We start from the raw sequence: 13980 nt of genomic DNA on the forward strand, positions 1-13980 counted from the left end.
GAGACCGATCAGGAATCGAGAAGCGCAGGTCATCGCCCCGGTCGTAGCGTCGGTGGCACAGAAGACGACAACGAGGAGTGACCATGAGCACCCAGGGGATCAAGACCGTGCTGCACCCCGTCTCCGACCTGGAGAAGGCCAAGGCCGTCTACACCGCGCTGCTCGGCGCCGAGCCGACCGCCGACTCGGCCTACTACGTCGGCTACGACGTCGAGGGCCAGCACATCGGGCTGGTGCCGGGCGGTGCCGCACCGGGCACCGGCCCGGTGAGCTACTGGCACGTCGACGACATCGAGGCGAAGCTCGCCGAGGTGACCGCGGCCGGCGGCACCGTGAAGGACGCCCCGAAGGACGTCGGCGGCGGCCGGCTGGTGGCCACCTTCACCGACGCCGACGGCAACGTTCTGGGTGTGCTGCAGGACAGCTGACCTGGTTGGATCGCTCTCAGGCCCGCCCGGACAAGATGGAGACACGATGAGCAAGGCCAGCCACGAAGCCGACAGCCACGACTTGATCCGGGTGCACGGCGCGCGCGTCAACAACCTCAAGGACGTCACGGTCGAGCTGCCGAAGCGCCGGCTGACCGTGTTCACCGGGGTCTCCGGTTCGGGCAAGAGCTCGCTGGTGTTCGGCACGATCGCCGCGGAGTCGCAGCGGCTGATCAACGAGACCTACAGCGCGTTCGTGCAGGGGTTCATGCCGACGCTGGCGCGCCCCGACGTCGACGTCCTCGACGGGCTGACGACGGCGATCATCGTCGACCAGGAACGGATGGGCAGCGACCCGCGCTCCACGGTCGGCACGGCGACCGACGCCAACGCGATGCTGCGGATCCTGTTCAGCCGGCTCGGGAAGCCGTACATCGGCTCGCCCCAGGCGTTCTCCTTCAACGTCGCGTCGATCAGCGGCGCCGGTGCGGTCACCCTCGAGAAGGGCGGCCGCACCACGAAGGAGCGCCGCAGCTTCAGCGTCCTCGGCGGCATGTGCCCGCGGTGCGAGGGCCGGGGCGCGGTCAACGACATGGACCTCACCCAGCTCTACGACGAGACGAAGTCGATCAACGAGGGTGCGATCACCATCCCCGGCTACAGCATGGAGGGCTGGCACGGCCGCATCTTCCGCGGCTGCGGCTTCTTCGACGCGGACAAGCCGATCAAGAAGTTCACCAAGCGCCAGCTCGACGACCTGCTCTACAAGGAGCCGACCAAGATCAAGGTCGAAGGCATCAACCTGACGTACTCGGGCCTGGTGCCCTCGATCCAGAAGTCGATGCTCTCCAAGGACGTCGACGCGATGCAGCCGCACATCCGCGCGTTCGTGGAGCGGGCGGTCACGTTCACCACGTGCCCGGAGTGCGACGGCACGCGGCTGAGCCCGGAGGCCCGGTCGTCGAAGATCGGGAAGGTGAACATCGCCGACGCCTGCGCGATGCAGATCAGCGACCTCGCCCAGTGGGTCAGCGGCCTGAAGGCGCCGTCGGTCGCGCCGCTGCTGGAGGCGCTGGGCCACACGCTCGACTCGTTTGTCGAGATCGGCCTCGGTTACCTCTCGCTGGACCGGCCGTCGGGCACGTTGTCGGGCGGTGAGGCGCAGCGGACCAAGATGATCCGGCACCTCGGGTCGTCGCTCACCGACGTCACCTACGTCTTCGACGAGCCGACTATCGGGCTGCACCCGCACGACATCCAGCGGATGAACGAACTGCTGCTGCAGCTGCGGAACAAGGGCAACACGGTGCTCGTCGTGGAGCACAAGCCGGAGGCGATCGCGATCGCCGACCACGTCGTCGACCTCGGGCCGAAGGCCGGTTCGGAAGGCGGCGAGGTCGTCTTCGAGGGCACCGTCGCGGGGTTGCGGAAGAGCGACACGATGACCGGGCGCCACCTCGACGACCGGGCCGCGCTCAAGGACGAAGTCCGGAAGCCCGAAGGGGCGCTGGAGGTCCGGGGCGCGTCGACGCACAACCTGCGTGACGTCGACGTCGACATCCCGCTCGGCGTGCTCGCCGTCATCACCGGCGTGGCGGGGTCCGGGAAGTCGTCGCTGATCCACGGTTCGGTCGCGGGCGCCGAGGGCGTCGTCTCGATCGACCAGGGCGCGATCCGCGGCTCGCGGCGCAGCAACCCGGCGACCTACACCGGGCTGCTCGAGCCGATCCGCAAGGCTTTCGCGAAGGAGAACGGCGTCAAGCCGGCGTTGTTCAGCGCCAACTCCGAAGGCGCGTGCCCGAACTGCAACGGCGCCGGCGTGATCTACAGCGACCTGGGCATGATGGCCGGCGTCGCGACGCCGTGCGAAGTGTGCGAGGGCAAGCGGTTCCAGGCCGAGGTGCTGGACTACAAGTTCGGCGGCAAGGACATCAGCGAGGTCCTGTCGATGTCGGTGGCCGCGGCGACGGAGTTCTTCAGCGGCAAGCTGCCCGCGGCGCACAAGATCCTGCAGCGGCTCGGCGACGTCGGCCTCGGTTACCTGACCCTGGGCCAGCCGCTCACGACGTTGTCCGGCGGTGAGCGGCAGCGGATCAAGCTGGCCACGCACCTGGGTTCCGCGGGCGACGTCTACGTCCTCGACGAGCCGACCACCGGCCTGCACCTGGCCGACGTCGAGAACCTGCTCGGCCTGCTCGACCGGCTGGTGGACTCGGGCAAGTCGGTGATCGTCATCGAGCACCACCAGGCCGTGATGGCGCACGCGGACTGGCTGATCGACCTCGGCCCCGGCGCCGGCCACGACGGCGGCACGGTCGTCTTCGAAGGCACACCCCGGGAGCTGGTGGAGGCGCGGTCCACGCTGACCGGTGAGCACCTGGCGGCCTACGTCGGGGCTTGACGTGAGTGTTCAGGGCGGTTCCGGCCGCCCTGAACACTCACGAGGGCGCTGGTTTCCTCAGTTGAAGGGGTCCAGCGTGAGGTAGGCCGTCGCCGGGTTGCCGTCGTTGACCAGGGACTCGTAGTTGCCGACGTCGTCGAAAGCGAACGCGTACGCCTTGCCGTCCGCCATCTGCGCGTGGATCTTCTTCGCGTACTGGTTGGTGACGCTGTCCAGGTAGAAGCCGGCCGAGCTGGTGTCCGGCTGGTTGGCGTTCGTCAGCAGCGTCGAGCGGTTGAAGCCCGCGCAGAGCGTGCGCGAGATCTGCCCGCGGACGTCGTTCGGGGCGTCGAGGTTCTTGTAGCAGCCGAAAACACTGTCGGAGTCCGGCTTCTGGAACGCCGTCACGAAGCCGCCCGAGGTGTTCGTGAAGTTCATGACGTTGCCCGACACCCGGCCGGTGTACTTCACGCTCGGCTGGTCCGCCACCGGCGTCACCGTCAGCGCCGACGAGCTGTACTTCGTCCAGACGCGGTTGATGTAGTCCTGCAGCACGGTCGCGGGCAGCGCGCCCGCTTCGATGCCGTGGCCCGGCGCCAGCGCGCGTAGCACCGTGCCGTCCGAGCGGGTCCGGATCAGGTTCGCCCAGCCGCCGGCCTGACCGCGCAACGAGTTCAGGAAACCGTTGTAGCCGCCCGCTTTCAGGTGCCCGGTGGTCTTCGTCGTGCCGCCGGTCGGCTGCACGCCGACCGCGTACGGCGCGGAGAACATGTCCACCTGGGTGCTGTTGATCCAGAGGCCGGCGTCGTTGAGCGTGTACTCCGACCAGTTGAACAGGATGTTGACGTTCGGGTCGGACGGGTTCTGCACCGCGGGCTGCACCAGGCCGCCGGTCGTCAGCTTGAAGACCAGCTTCTGCCCGTAGGAGAAGTAGATCCGGCCGGAGAACTTCGGGATCCGGATGGTGCTCGAGCCGCCGTTCGCGGGCCCGGGGATCGACGCGTCCGGCGCCGGGGTGGGCGGGTTGCCGCCGGCCGGCCAGGCGTGGAACGTGCCGTTGGCGTCGGCCCAGCCCTGCTGTCCGGTGGCCAGGTTGGTGCCCAGGTCGTAGACGTAGACCTGATCACCGCGACCGGAGTTGTTGGTGATCTTCAACGGGATGGTGGCCGGGACCGCGTCGGCGGCCGGGGCGACGGCGGTCGTGAGCCCGGCGGCGACGGCGAGCGTCGCGGCCAGAGCGGAAAACCGCCGTCGGAAGGGGGATCTCGGACGCACGGGGCGCCTCCTCGTCGAGGCCGGTGATCACGAGTTGTTCAGACCACTTCAGAGTCGGTGGCACGCGGAGACGTTGTCAAAGGCTGATAATTATTAGCAGCCGTCCGGCCCAGCGTCCGTCGCTGAGCGGTCACGACGGCGACGAGCACGACCGCGCCGCCGAGCAGCTGCCACCCGCCGAGGCGCTGGCCGAGCACGAGCCGGCCGAGCATGGTCGCGACCACCGGGCTGAGCAGCCCGAGGAACGTCACGTGCGTCGGCGACAACGCGCGGATCCCGCGGAACCACAGCGGGTACGCCAGCGCGGCGCCGATCAGCGCGAGGTAGCCGTAACCCGCGTAGTTCGCCGCGGACAGCGTCGACGGCGGCAGCCCTTCGACGGCGAGCGCGAGCGGCACGAGCACCAGCCCGCCCGCGACGAGCTGCCAGCCGGTGGTCGCCGGCAGGGGAGCGGGCGACGTCCAGCGCTTGCTCAGCACGACGCCGGTGGCCATCACGACCGCGCCGCCGACCGCCGCGGCGACGCCGAGCGCGTCGAGCCGGGCGTCCGACCGCAGCACGAGCAGGCTGACGCCGGCGACACCCGCGACGCCGGCGAGCAGCGTGCGCCGGGTCAGCCGTTCGCCGAGCAGACCGGTGGACAGGCCGGCGACGAGCAGCGGCTGCAGGGCGCCGAGCGTCGCGGCGACGCCGCCGGGCAGCCGGTAGGCGGCGACGAACAGCAGCGCGAAGAACGCGCCGATGTTCAGGGTGCCGAGCACGAGCGACCGCCACCACCAGCTGCCGCGCGGCAGCTGCCGGGTGAACGCGACCAGCAGGAGCCCGGCGGGCAGCGCCCGGACGACGGCGGCCAGCAGCGGCCGGCCGGGTGGCAGCAGCTCGGTCGTGACCAGGTAGGTGGAGCCCCAGATGACCGGGGCGAGAGCGGTGACCACCAGGAGCCGGTTGTTGAGCACTAAGGCAATATAGCTCAGCGCTAAGGTAAATTGCTACCGCTCACTTACCGCTAAGGTTTCGGTTACGCTGGGCCGATGGCCGACCACGTGGACCGGGTGCTGGAGCAGTGGCACGCCGAGCGTCCCGACCTCGACGTCTCCCCGATGGCCGTGATCGGCCGGCTGTCCCGGCTGGGTGTGCTGGTCGACGCCGAGCTGCGGCGTACCTTCGCCCGGCACGGCCTGGACCACGCGACCTTCGACGTCCTGGCGACCCTGCGCCGCACCGGCCCGCCGTACCGGCTGACCCCGACGGAGCTGATGCGCTCGGCGATGGTCACCTCCGGCGCGATCACCCAGCGCCTCGACAAGCTGGAGGCGCGGGGCCTGGTCCGCCGCACGCCCAACGAGGCCGACGGCCGGGGCGTGCGGGTCGAGCTGACCGACGCCGGCGGTGAGCTGATCGACCGCGCGCTGCCGGACCACGTCGCGACGGAACACCGCGTCCTGGCCGCGCTCGAAGACGACGAGCGGGAGGACCTGGCGGAGATGCTGCGGAAGCTCCTCGAAAGCCTCGGGCCCGCTTAGGAGATCCGGCGGACCGGCTCGGCGCCCAGCAGGTAGTCCAGGTCGATGCGCCCGCCCGCGGCGGCGATCACCGCGTCGACCGCGAGGTCCACGTCGAGCTTGAGGCCGTGCTGGTCGGCGTACGCGCGCATCAGGTTGCCGATGTGGCGCTCCGGGTTGGTCCACGTCGGCCAGCGCAGCGAAGCCTGGGTCGCCAGCTTCGAGAAGTCGCGGCTGCGCGCGGTCGCGTCCAGGAGCCACTCCAGGTAGACGCGCATCGCGTGCACGGCGCTGTGGCCCGGGTTCGCGACCGGCCCGTGGCCGGGCACGAGCGTCCGCGGGCGGAACGTGTCCTGCAGCCAGTCGAGCGCGTCGAGCCAGCCCGGGATCGAGCCGTGCACCGCCATCGGCGTGCTGCCGATGAACACCAGGTCGCCGGTGAACAGCGTGCCCGAGCGCGGTTCGTGCACCACCAGGTCACCGGCGGTGTGCGCGGTGCCCGGCACGGCCACGACGTCGGCGACCGCGCCCCCGAGGTCGAGCCGCTTCCAGCCCACGACGGGGTGGACCGCGGCGGGCTCCGGCGGCTCCAGCACGCCCCACTGGGTGCAGGTGAAGACGTTGCCGTAGGTCTGCGGCCCCGCCTTGACGAGCTCGACGCTCGCGGGCGCGGCGAGCACGGTCCCGCCGTCGCGCAGCGCGACCCCGACACCGTTGTGGTGCTCACCGTGCGCGTGCGTGACGACCACGGTGAGTTGCTGCGCGCTTTCGGGCGCGTACTTGCGGACGTCGCGGACCAGTTCCAAAGTGGCCTGCTCGGTGCCGCACGTGTCGATCAACACGACGCCTTCGCTGCCCTGGATCCAGCCACTGTTGGCGACGAACCATTCGTCCGGGCTCTTCACGTACGCCACGACCCCCGGGCGCGCGTGCCGGAGCGGGACGATGTTCGCGGTAACGGCCGGCATTGCTTTCCCTCCCTGAGCGAAGCCGTAACGGCCCGGCTTCGCAGCGTGTCGGTCTCCCACGTGAGCGGGTTCTGACCGGCGTTGCGCTTAACGACGAGGGCGCGGCCAGGTTGCGCGCTTTCCGCCGGGATTTCGACGAGTTCCCGACGACTTCTCGGCAGGTTCTCGGTAAGGACGGAAACCGGCAGGTCAATCCGCATTCTGCCAGTTTCCGTCCGAATGGGAACCTCTTCGCGAGAAAATCACGAAAAGATCAGGCCGGCACCTGCCACCGCTGGTTCGCCGTCGCCGCGCAGGTCCGGATCTGCAGCCGGGTGCCGTCGGCCGACGAGCCGCCCGTCGCGTCGAGGCACTTGCCCGACTGCGGGTTCAGCAGCGTGCCGTCGGAGCGGGCCTGCCACGCCTGCGCCCCGGTGCCGTTGCAGTCCCACAGCTGCGTGAGCGTGCCGTCCGCGGTGCCGCTCGACGCGACGTCCAGGCACTTGCCGAGCGCCCGCAGCGTCCCGCTCTGCGACGTCCACCGCTGCGCGCCCGTGCCGTTGCAGGTCCACAGCTGGATCGCGGTGCCGTTGGTGGTGTTCGACGCGCTGACGTCGACGCACTTGCCGCCGATCCCGGTGATCGCGCCCGATGGGCTGGTGGTGCCGCTGGTGATCAGGTACGCGCTGTTCGCGACGTTCCAGTGGGTCGCCAGGTAGCTGCCGGCCGGTGGGTTCGTGTTGAAGTAGTCGTCGCCGCCGCAGTCGATCTGGTTCTCCGGCGCGCCGGGGCAGACCTTCACCAGGCCGCCCGGCGGGTTCGGGATGCCGCCGTCGTCGTAACACATGATGTCTTCGTCGTCCCAGCAATGGCCGTACGGCGTCGAGTGCGGCGCGCTGCCCTGGACGGCGCCGAGGGTGTGCAGCGGTTCGTGGCCGGTCGCCTGCCACGTCCAGCAGCCGGTGCCGACCGTCGCGTAGTGCGGGCCGGCGTTGTACGGGTTGCCCGCGCCCGGGCTGTCGTTGCCGCCGTTGCCGAACGCCAGGCCGCAGCCGTCCTTGTCGTACCAGACGATGTACTTGCGGTCGGCGCGGTTGTACCCCTGTGCCTTGATCGCGTTGGTGATCGTGTCGACGGTGGCCATGTCGGCCTGCGCGATCGTCACGTTCGCGACGGTGGCGCGGCAGCTCGTGTCGGTGACGTACCGCAGGTGCCGGACGCCGCCGCCGAGCCGGCCCGCGGCCTCGACGAAGGCGTCGTCGATCTGGCTCGCGAACGTCTGGAACTGAGCGGCGAACTGCGAATACCGGTCGGTCTGCCCATTTCCGCGGACGTAGAGCGCCTGAACGCGCTTTCCGCTGGTGCCGTCGCCGTCGCAGACGGTCGACAGCGGCGCCGCGGCGGTGGCCGCCGGCGTCCGGAGGTGGTCGGGGAGCTGTTCGGTGCCATCGTTGCCGGCGGCCCCGGCGGACGGCAGCAACGCGGTGGCGAACACGAGGGCGGTGCTGAGTGCGGCGAGGCGCCAGGTTCTTGCGGTCACGAGGATTCCGCCTTCCCGATGCGGCAGTGGACGAGAAGTACGCAGGCGGTCTAGACCACTGGGAATGATAGAAGCGGGCCCGATGGCTGTCACTGACAAGAACGGACAGCTTGGGGTGAACCGGTCACCGATCGACGACGGCCGGCCCGGCGGGCCCGGTCCGCTGAGCGGTACGGGTCTTGACAGTCGATCTAGACGGTCCATACTGGTATATACCTTTATGGGAGGGTCCGGGGATTCACACCGGGATACGTAAAGAGGGGCTTCGCGCGCTCGGGGCCGACGGGAGGTCTGAGGGGTCCTGCCGTCGGCCCGCGCGAGGCTGTCTTCCTGGTCACACGGAGTATTGACTTCACTACTGCGACGAACCAGGATGTCTCCTGCCATCTGGGAGGAGAAACATGGCGGGGGCGCACGTTCGCATCGACAACCGGCTGGTCCACGGGCAGGTCACCGTCGCCTGGACCCGTCGTCTCGGCGTGCGCCGGCTGCTCGTCTGCAACGACGACGTCGCCGCCGACGACCTGCAGCGGATGCTGCTCCCGCAGGCCGCGCGCGGCCTGCCCACCGAGGTGCTCTCGGTGGCCGACACGCTGCTCGCGCCCGCCGCCGGCGACGTGATGATCATCGCCAAGCACCCCGAAGACGTCTTCCGCCTCGTCGAGGGCGGGCTGCGGCCCGAGGTCGTCAACGTCGGCAACGCCGCGCCCCGGCCCGGCGACGGCTACACCATGGTCACCCGCTCGATCGCGGTCACCGCGGACGAGGCCGCCGGCTACCGGACGCTGGCCGCGGCCGGCGTCCCGCTCGTCACCCAGCTCATGCCCCAGGACAAACCCGCCGACTTCGTCGCGCTGCTCGATCGAAAGGGGCTGTGAGCCCGGCATGCTCGTCGCGCTGGCCTTGACCGTCTGGGCCGTCTACTGCACCTACGACGGGCTCGGCCCGTTCCTCATCTACGCCCAGCGCCCGCTGATCGCCGGTTCGGTCGCCGGCCTGATCACCGGCAACCCGCTGCTCGGCCTGCTGATCGGCGCGACGCTGGAGCTGGCCGCGCTCGGCGTCTACACCTACGGCGGCGCGACGATCCCGGACTACCAGACCGGCGCGATCGTCGGCACCGCGCTGGCCGCGGGCGCCGCCGGGGGCACGTCCGCGCAGGTCGCGGTCGGGCTCGGGGTCGGGCTGCCGGCGGCGGTCCTGCTCTCCGCACTGGACCCGGTCGGCAAGATGGTGACCACCGGGCTGGTGCACCGCGCCGACGCCTACGCCGCCGACGGCAACGCGCGCGGGATGGCGATGATCCACTGGGTCAGTCTCATCCCGTGGGTGGCGGTGCGGGCCATCCCGACGTTCCTCGCCGCGCTCGCCGCGTCCGGCGGGCTGGTCAAGGACATCACGGCGGGCATCCCCACCGGCTTCGTGAACGGCATGACGCTGGCCGGCTCGCTGCTGCCCGCGGTCGGGTTCGCGCTGCTGCTCGGCATGATGGAGCTGCGGAAGTACTGGTACCTGCTGTTCATCGGCTTCGTCGCGTTCGCCTACCTGCACCTGCCGGTGCTGGGCGTCGCGCTGGTCGGCGTCGCGGTGGCCATGCTGTTCGTGACGTTCAAGCGCGAAGAGCCGGCGGCCGTGCCGGAGACCGCTCCGGAAGCCGTGCCGGCTGCCGAAGAGTCCACTGTGGACCACCGGCTGACGAAGCAGGACCTGCGCCGCGCCTACCGCCGGTACTTCTGGTCGAGCCAGATCTCCTGGAACTACGAGCGGATGCAGGCGCTCGGCTTCGCGTACTCGATGGAACCGGTGCTGCGCCGGCTCTACCCGGACAAAGCCGACTACGCCGCCGGGCTGCAGCGGCACATGCAGTTCTTCAACACCTCCGTGCTCGTCGGCGGGCCGCTGATCCTCGGCTCCGCCGTCGCGCTGGAGGAAGCGGGCACCCCGACTTCCGCGGCCGGCACCAAGGTCGCGCTGATGGGCCCGCTCGCCGGCATCGGCGACACCCTCGTTTTCGCGCTGTACAACAGCATCATCTTCACGATGGGCGCGTCGTGGGCGCTGCAGGGCAACTGGCTCGGCCCGGCGTTCGCCGCCGTCATGGTGCTCGTGCCCTACGCGCTCATCCGGCGCTGGCAGTTCGGGTTCGCGTACCGTGAAGGGAAGCGGCTGGCCGGGCACCTCGCGGCCGGCGCGCTGGCCCGCGTCGCGCAGGGTGCGACGGCGCTCGGGTTCGTGGTGCTCGGCGGGTTCATCCCGTCGATCGTCAAGGTCGTCACCACGCTGACCTACCGGCAGACCACCACCGTGCAGGGGCAGGCGGTGACGCAGGCGGTGGCGATCCAGGACCGGCTCGACGAGCTGGTGCCGTTCCTGCTGCCGGTACTCGTCACGGCCGGGGTCTACCTGCTCGCGGCGAAGGCCCGGATGCGGCCGATCTGGATCATCGCGGTCGTCATGGTCGTCGGCGTCGCACTGGGGTGGCTCGGCTGGTTCGCACCCGCCGGGCCTGCGAAGAGTTAGGAGCCCGTCATGTCGATCCCGATCATCCTCGCGGGGCACGGCAGCTTGCCTTCGGGCGTCGGCGAAGCGGCCGAGATGATCCTCGGCCCGCAGGCGCGGCTGAAGGTCTGCGAGCTGAACCCGAGCGACCGCCCGGAGGACTTCGGCGCCCGGCTGCGCGAGCTGGCCGGCGCCGCCACCGAGCTGCTCGTGCTCGCCGACCTGCACGGCGGCTCGCCGTTCAACGCCGTCCGCACCCTTGCCGCGCAGGGGCCGGCCCGCGTCGAGCTGGTGTCCGGGCTGAACCTGCCGATGCTGCTGGAGGTCCTGCTGCACCCCGCCGCCGACGTCACCGAGCTGGCCGGGGTGGCACGCGCCGCCGGCCGGGACGGCGTCGTCGACGTCCTGGAATCCACCTGGTGACCGCCTCGCTCCTGCTCGCCGCGCAGGACGTGCGGATCACCCCGGGACCCGGGCACCCGCTGGGCGGCTACCTGGCCCGCAACGGCGTCGCGACCGGCACCCACGACGACCTCGAAGCGTCGCTGATCTGGCTGTCCACCGACGACGACCCCGGCGTGCTGTGGGTGGCGCTGGACGCGCTGGCCGTGGACGCCGGGCTCACCCGCACCCTGGCCGACGCCGTCGCCGACGTGGTCGGCATCGACGCCGAGCGCGTGCTCGTCTGCGCGTCGCACACGCACTCCGGGCCCGAAGGCTGGACCGGATCGCTGCACCCCGGGCTGCCGGGGCAGCGGGACACCGGCCTGGTCGAGCGCATGACGGCGAAGGTCACCGGCGCCGCGGCCCTGCTGCGCGCCTGCCGAAGACGGGTCCGGGCCCGGTGGCACGCGGGCGAGACGGAAGCGGTCGGCAGCAACCGCTACGACCCCGACGGCCCGCACGACACGTCGTTCGGCGTGCTCGAACTGCGGCGCGACGACGACACCCCGGCCGCGTTGCTGTTCGACTACGCGAGCCACCCCACGGTGCTGGGCCCGGAGAACCTGCGCTGGTCCGCGGACTGGCCGGGCGCGACCCGCCGCGAGCTGGCGGCGTTGATGGGCCGACCGGTCGCGGCGTTCCTCCAGGGCGCGGCGGGCGACGCCAGCTCCCGCTTCGTCCGCCGCGGCCGCGACCACGACGAGGTCCGCACGCTGGGCGGCCACCTGGCGACGTCGATCGCCCGGACGCTCGCGGCCACGTCGTCGGCCCCGGCCACCGGCCCGGTCCGGCTGACCCGCTCCTCGCTGTACCTGCCCTACCGCGACGTACCGTCCATTGAGGACAGTCTGGAGCTGCGCGAGTCGGCCGAAGGCGAGTGGCAGCGCGAACTGTCCCGCCACGGCTCGGACCACCCGGCCGTCCGGATCGCCCAGACCCGGTACGAGGGCTGCGCGATGCTCGCCGTGATGGCGGCCAGCGACCGGCCGACAGGGTGCGCGGAGGTGCCGGTCAGCGTGGTGTCGCTGGGGGAGATCGCCTGGCTGCACACGCCGTTCGAGCTGTTCGCGTCACTGGGGTTGCGGATTCGCGAGGGCAGCCCGTTCCGGCACACGCGGGTGATCGGCTACACCGACGGCTACCTGGGGTACCTGCCGGACGCGAACGGGCACCGCGACGGGATCTACGAGTCGTACGTGACGCTCTTCGGCCCGGACGCGGCGGAGGTGCTGGTGGCGCACTGCGCGAAGGCGCTCAAGAGCCACTACGTCTAGCGCCCGGTCCGACGTCCGTGGTGACCGGAACGGCCAACACGGTGGGGTTAGCCGCCGCTGCGGCGGGCCTGGGTGAAGACCGTGTAGCGGTCCGCGCGGTAGAGCGACCGGCCCGCCTCGATGACACCGCCGCTCTGGTCGTGGAGCGTGCCCTCGATGATCAGGCACGGCTGGGTGGCTTCGATGCCCAGCAGGCCCGCGTCGTGGGTGTTCGGGAGGACCGCGGAGATCGCCGTGTCGTTCCAGTCCGCCCGGACGCCCCAGCGTTCCTCGAGCGTGCGGTGCAGGGACTGCGTCTCCCAGTCGAAAAGCTCGATGTCCGGGAACCGGTCGACCGACAGGTTGGTGCGCTCGACCGCGAACGGCTCGTCCTCGACGTAACGCAGCCGCTCCAGGCGGAACACCCGCGCGCCCGGCGGGACGTTCAGGCGGCCGGCGATGCGCGGGCCCGCGCTCTCGATCTCGGCGTGCAGCACCTTCGTCTTCGGGACGACGCCCCGGGCGCTCATGTCCTCGGTGAACGACGTCAGCATGTCGATGTGCGCGGCCTGGCGCTGGGCGGTGAAGGTCGCCGTGCCGTGCTGGCGGTAGAGGACGCCGTCGGCGACCAGGCGGTTGATCTCCTGGCGGACGGTGCCGCGGGCCACCTGGAAGTGCTCGGCGAGGAACCGCTCGGACGGCATCAGCCTGCCGGGGCCCGCCTCCGTCGCGACGCCTTCGATGATTTCACGGAGCTGGTCGCCTTTCGGCCGCCCCGGCACCAGTGCGTCCGGGAGCCGGAGATCGCTCGCGGGGACGTGCTTCGGACGGGGCATGGCACCAGTATGTCGTCCCGCCCCGGCGGGGGCACACCCGCCGGAGCCGGACCGGCCGCCGGTGCCCGGCCCGGCGGGCCGGGCCTGCCGTCGGGCGGGCCGCGCTGACCTGCGCGGTTGCACGGTGAGACCCGAAGTGTGCACGCACGGTCACGACGTGGGCTTCCGCCGGGGCGGCCTGCTCGGTAGTTCTTTTCCGAGCAGCGGAGAAACCGCTGAGGAAAGGACCGATGATGACGTTCACCAGCGTCAAACGCGCCTGCGCGGTGGTCGCACTGGCCGCGGCGGCGGGCGGCCTCGCCGTCGCCCCGGCGGAGGCCGGGACCACGACCGTCCAAAGTGGAAGCGGCACCATCAGCGACCCGTGGGTGCCGACGCGCGCCGCCCACATCACGTGCTCGTCCGCCACGCTCTTCGGCAACTACACCTCCGGGCAGGGCCACTCCGACCCGATCGACACGCTCGTGCAGGGCAACTACATCGGCGTCCGGTACATCACGTCGGACCACAACTCGGCCGACGTCTTCTGGCACGGCGCGAGCAAGTGGGGCTTCCTGCTCCGCAGCTGCTTTTCACTGGACTGACGGGAGAAAGACATGACCACAGCACGCATCGCCGGCGGTCTCGCGGCCGCGACGCTCGCCGTGTCCGCGGCGATCACCCTCGCCCCCGCCGCCTCGGCGGGGACCGTCCACGAAATCTGCGCCACCGACCTGTACGTCCGGACGCAGCCCGCCGGCGTCATCGTCGGGACGCTCTACCGCGGCGACCACTTCGAGCTGTCGCGGTACTCGCCCAGCGGTGACTGGGCCGAGGGTTACGCCATGGGCAACGTCAACAAGAGAGGCTGGGTCCAGTCCGGCTGGTTCTGCTGAG

14 protein-coding genes are annotated in these 13980 nt (G+C 70.8%); 9 read left to right on the forward strand and 5 right to left on the reverse strand.

Features of this window, described 5'->3' with window-relative positions:
* The first annotated feature begins 83 nt into the window (after positions 1–83).
* Together MUY22_RS19475 and MUY22_RS19480 are read left to right on the forward strand one after the other, a co-directional pair.
* Positions 84–428 carry a VOC family protein gene (locus MUY22_RS19475; RefSeq protein WP_247061458.1) on the forward strand — a complete coding sequence of 115 codons (345 nt, stop codon included), beginning with the start codon at positions 84–86 and terminating at the stop codon, positions 426–428.
* Between the two features lie 46 nt (positions 429–474).
* The gene (locus tag MUY22_RS19480; protein ID WP_247061459.1) at positions 475–2829 is read left to right on the forward strand and encodes an excinuclease ABC subunit UvrA; all 2355 of its coding nucleotides are present in this window, start codon (positions 475–477) and stop codon (positions 2827–2829) included.
* Positions 2830–2886: 57 nt separating this feature from the next.
* Here MUY22_RS19480 and MUY22_RS19485 read toward each other — a convergent pair whose 3' ends face one another.
* Together MUY22_RS19485 and MUY22_RS19490 are read right to left on the reverse strand one after the other, a co-directional pair.
* Positions 2887–4083, reverse strand: a complete 1197-nt coding sequence (locus tag MUY22_RS19485; RefSeq protein WP_247061460.1) for a glycoside hydrolase family 64 protein — start codon at positions 4081–4083, stop codon at positions 2887–2889.
* Positions 4084–4121: 38 nt separating this feature from the next.
* Positions 4122–5039 carry an EamA family transporter gene (locus MUY22_RS19490; protein ID WP_247061461.1) on the reverse strand — a complete coding sequence of 306 codons (918 nt, stop codon included), beginning with the start codon at positions 5037–5039 and terminating at the stop codon, positions 4122–4124.
* Positions 5040–5114: 75 nt separating this feature from the next.
* Between MUY22_RS19490 and MUY22_RS19495 the strand changes: the two genes are divergently transcribed.
* Positions 5115–5606, forward strand: a complete 492-nt coding sequence (locus MUY22_RS19495) for a MarR family winged helix-turn-helix transcriptional regulator (protein WP_247061462.1) — start codon at positions 5115–5117, stop codon at positions 5604–5606.
* On the opposite strand, the gene MUY22_RS19500 is transcribed toward MUY22_RS19495, so the two are convergent.
* Both MUY22_RS19500 and MUY22_RS19505 read right to left on the reverse strand, forming a co-directional pair.
* Positions 5603–6553, reverse strand: coding sequence for an MBL fold metallo-hydrolase (locus tag MUY22_RS19500; RefSeq protein WP_247061463.1), 951 nt, complete (start codon positions 6551–6553; stop codon positions 5603–5605). The genes MUY22_RS19495 and MUY22_RS19500 overlap by 4 nt on opposite strands.
* A 253-nt stretch (positions 6554–6806) precedes the next feature.
* Positions 6807–8072: a ricin-type beta-trefoil lectin domain protein gene (locus MUY22_RS19505; RefSeq protein ID WP_247061465.1), complete on the reverse strand. Its 1266-nt coding sequence runs from the start codon at positions 8070–8072 to the stop codon at positions 6807–6809.
* 401 nt (positions 8073–8473) lie between these two features.
* On the opposite strand from MUY22_RS19505, the gene MUY22_RS19510 reads away from it, so the two are divergent.
* Genes MUY22_RS19510 through MUY22_RS19525 form a run of 4 tightly spaced genes read left to right on the forward strand, consistent with a single transcriptional unit; the run spans position 8474 to position 12289 of the window.
* Entirely contained in the window at positions 8474–8950 is a 477-nt protein-coding gene (locus MUY22_RS19510; protein WP_247061467.1) for a PTS sugar transporter subunit IIB, read from the forward strand.
* Between the two features lie 7 nt (positions 8951–8957).
* Positions 8958–10592, forward strand: a complete 1635-nt coding sequence (locus MUY22_RS19515) for a PTS system mannose/fructose/sorbose family transporter subunit IID (RefSeq protein WP_247061468.1) — start codon at positions 8958–8960, stop codon at positions 10590–10592.
* 9 nt (positions 10593–10601) lie between these two features.
* Positions 10602–10994, forward strand: coding sequence for a PTS sugar transporter subunit IIA (locus tag MUY22_RS19520; protein WP_247061469.1), 393 nt, complete (start codon positions 10602–10604; stop codon positions 10992–10994).
* Positions 10991–12289, forward strand: a complete 1299-nt coding sequence (locus MUY22_RS19525; RefSeq protein ID WP_247061470.1) for a hypothetical protein — start codon at positions 10991–10993, stop codon at positions 12287–12289. Before MUY22_RS19520 ends, MUY22_RS19525 begins: the two co-directional genes overlap by 4 nt.
* Positions 12290–12336: 47 nt before the next feature.
* Here the strand turns inward: MUY22_RS19525 and MUY22_RS19530 are convergent, their stop codons facing one another.
* Positions 12337–13104, reverse strand: coding sequence for a GntR family transcriptional regulator (locus tag MUY22_RS19530; protein ID WP_247061471.1), 768 nt, complete (start codon positions 13102–13104; stop codon positions 12337–12339).
* Positions 13105–13337: 233 nt separating this feature from the next.
* Here MUY22_RS19530 and MUY22_RS19535 point away from each other — a divergent pair, with 233 nt between their 5' ends.
* Both MUY22_RS19535 and MUY22_RS19540 read left to right on the forward strand, forming a co-directional pair.
* Positions 13338–13688: a hypothetical protein gene (locus MUY22_RS19535; protein ID WP_247061472.1), complete on the forward strand. Its 351-nt coding sequence runs from the start codon at positions 13338–13340 to the stop codon at positions 13686–13688.
* A 12-nt stretch (positions 13689–13700) separates the two neighbouring features.
* A complete protein-coding gene (locus MUY22_RS19540; RefSeq protein ID WP_247061473.1) occupies positions 13701–13979 on the forward strand; it encodes a hypothetical protein in 279 nt (92 codons plus the stop codon).
* Position 13980: the final 1 nt, after the last annotated feature.

Source organism: Amycolatopsis sp. WQ 127309 (genome assembly GCF_023023025.1).
Taxonomy (GTDB): domain Bacteria; phylum Actinomycetota; class Actinomycetes; order Mycobacteriales; family Pseudonocardiaceae; genus Amycolatopsis.

Bases quoted from the DNA above. Each gene is read 5' to 3' on its own strand.
- MUY22_RS19475 (WP_247061458.1), top strand. From the start codon at position 84: ATGAGCACCCAGGGGATCAAGACCGTGCTGCACCCCGTCTCCGACCTG.
- MUY22_RS19480 (WP_247061459.1), top strand. From the start codon at position 475: ATGAGCAAGGCCAGCCACGAAGCCGACAGCCACGACTTGATCCGGGTG.
- MUY22_RS19495 (WP_247061462.1), top strand. From the start codon at position 5,115: ATGGCCGACCACGTGGACCGGGTGCTGGAGCAGTGGCACGCCGAGCGT.
- MUY22_RS19500 (WP_247061463.1), bottom strand. From the start codon at position 6,553: ATGCCGGCCGTTACCGCGAACATCGTCCCGCTCCGGCACGCGCGCCCG.
- MUY22_RS19510 (WP_247061467.1), top strand. From the start codon at position 8,474: ATGGCGGGGGCGCACGTTCGCATCGACAACCGGCTGGTCCACGGGCAG.
- MUY22_RS19515 (WP_247061468.1), top strand. From the start codon at position 8,958: ATGCTCGTCGCGCTGGCCTTGACCGTCTGGGCCGTCTACTGCACCTAC.
- MUY22_RS19520 (WP_247061469.1), top strand. From the start codon at position 10,602: ATGTCGATCCCGATCATCCTCGCGGGGCACGGCAGCTTGCCTTCGGGC.
- MUY22_RS19530 (WP_247061471.1), bottom strand. From the start codon at position 13,104: ATGCCCCGTCCGAAGCACGTCCCCGCGAGCGATCTCCGGCTCCCGGAC.
- MUY22_RS19535 (WP_247061472.1), top strand. From the start codon at position 13,338: ATGACGTTCACCAGCGTCAAACGCGCCTGCGCGGTGGTCGCACTGGCC.
- MUY22_RS19540 (WP_247061473.1), top strand. From the start codon at position 13,701: ATGACCACAGCACGCATCGCCGGCGGTCTCGCGGCCGCGACGCTCGCC.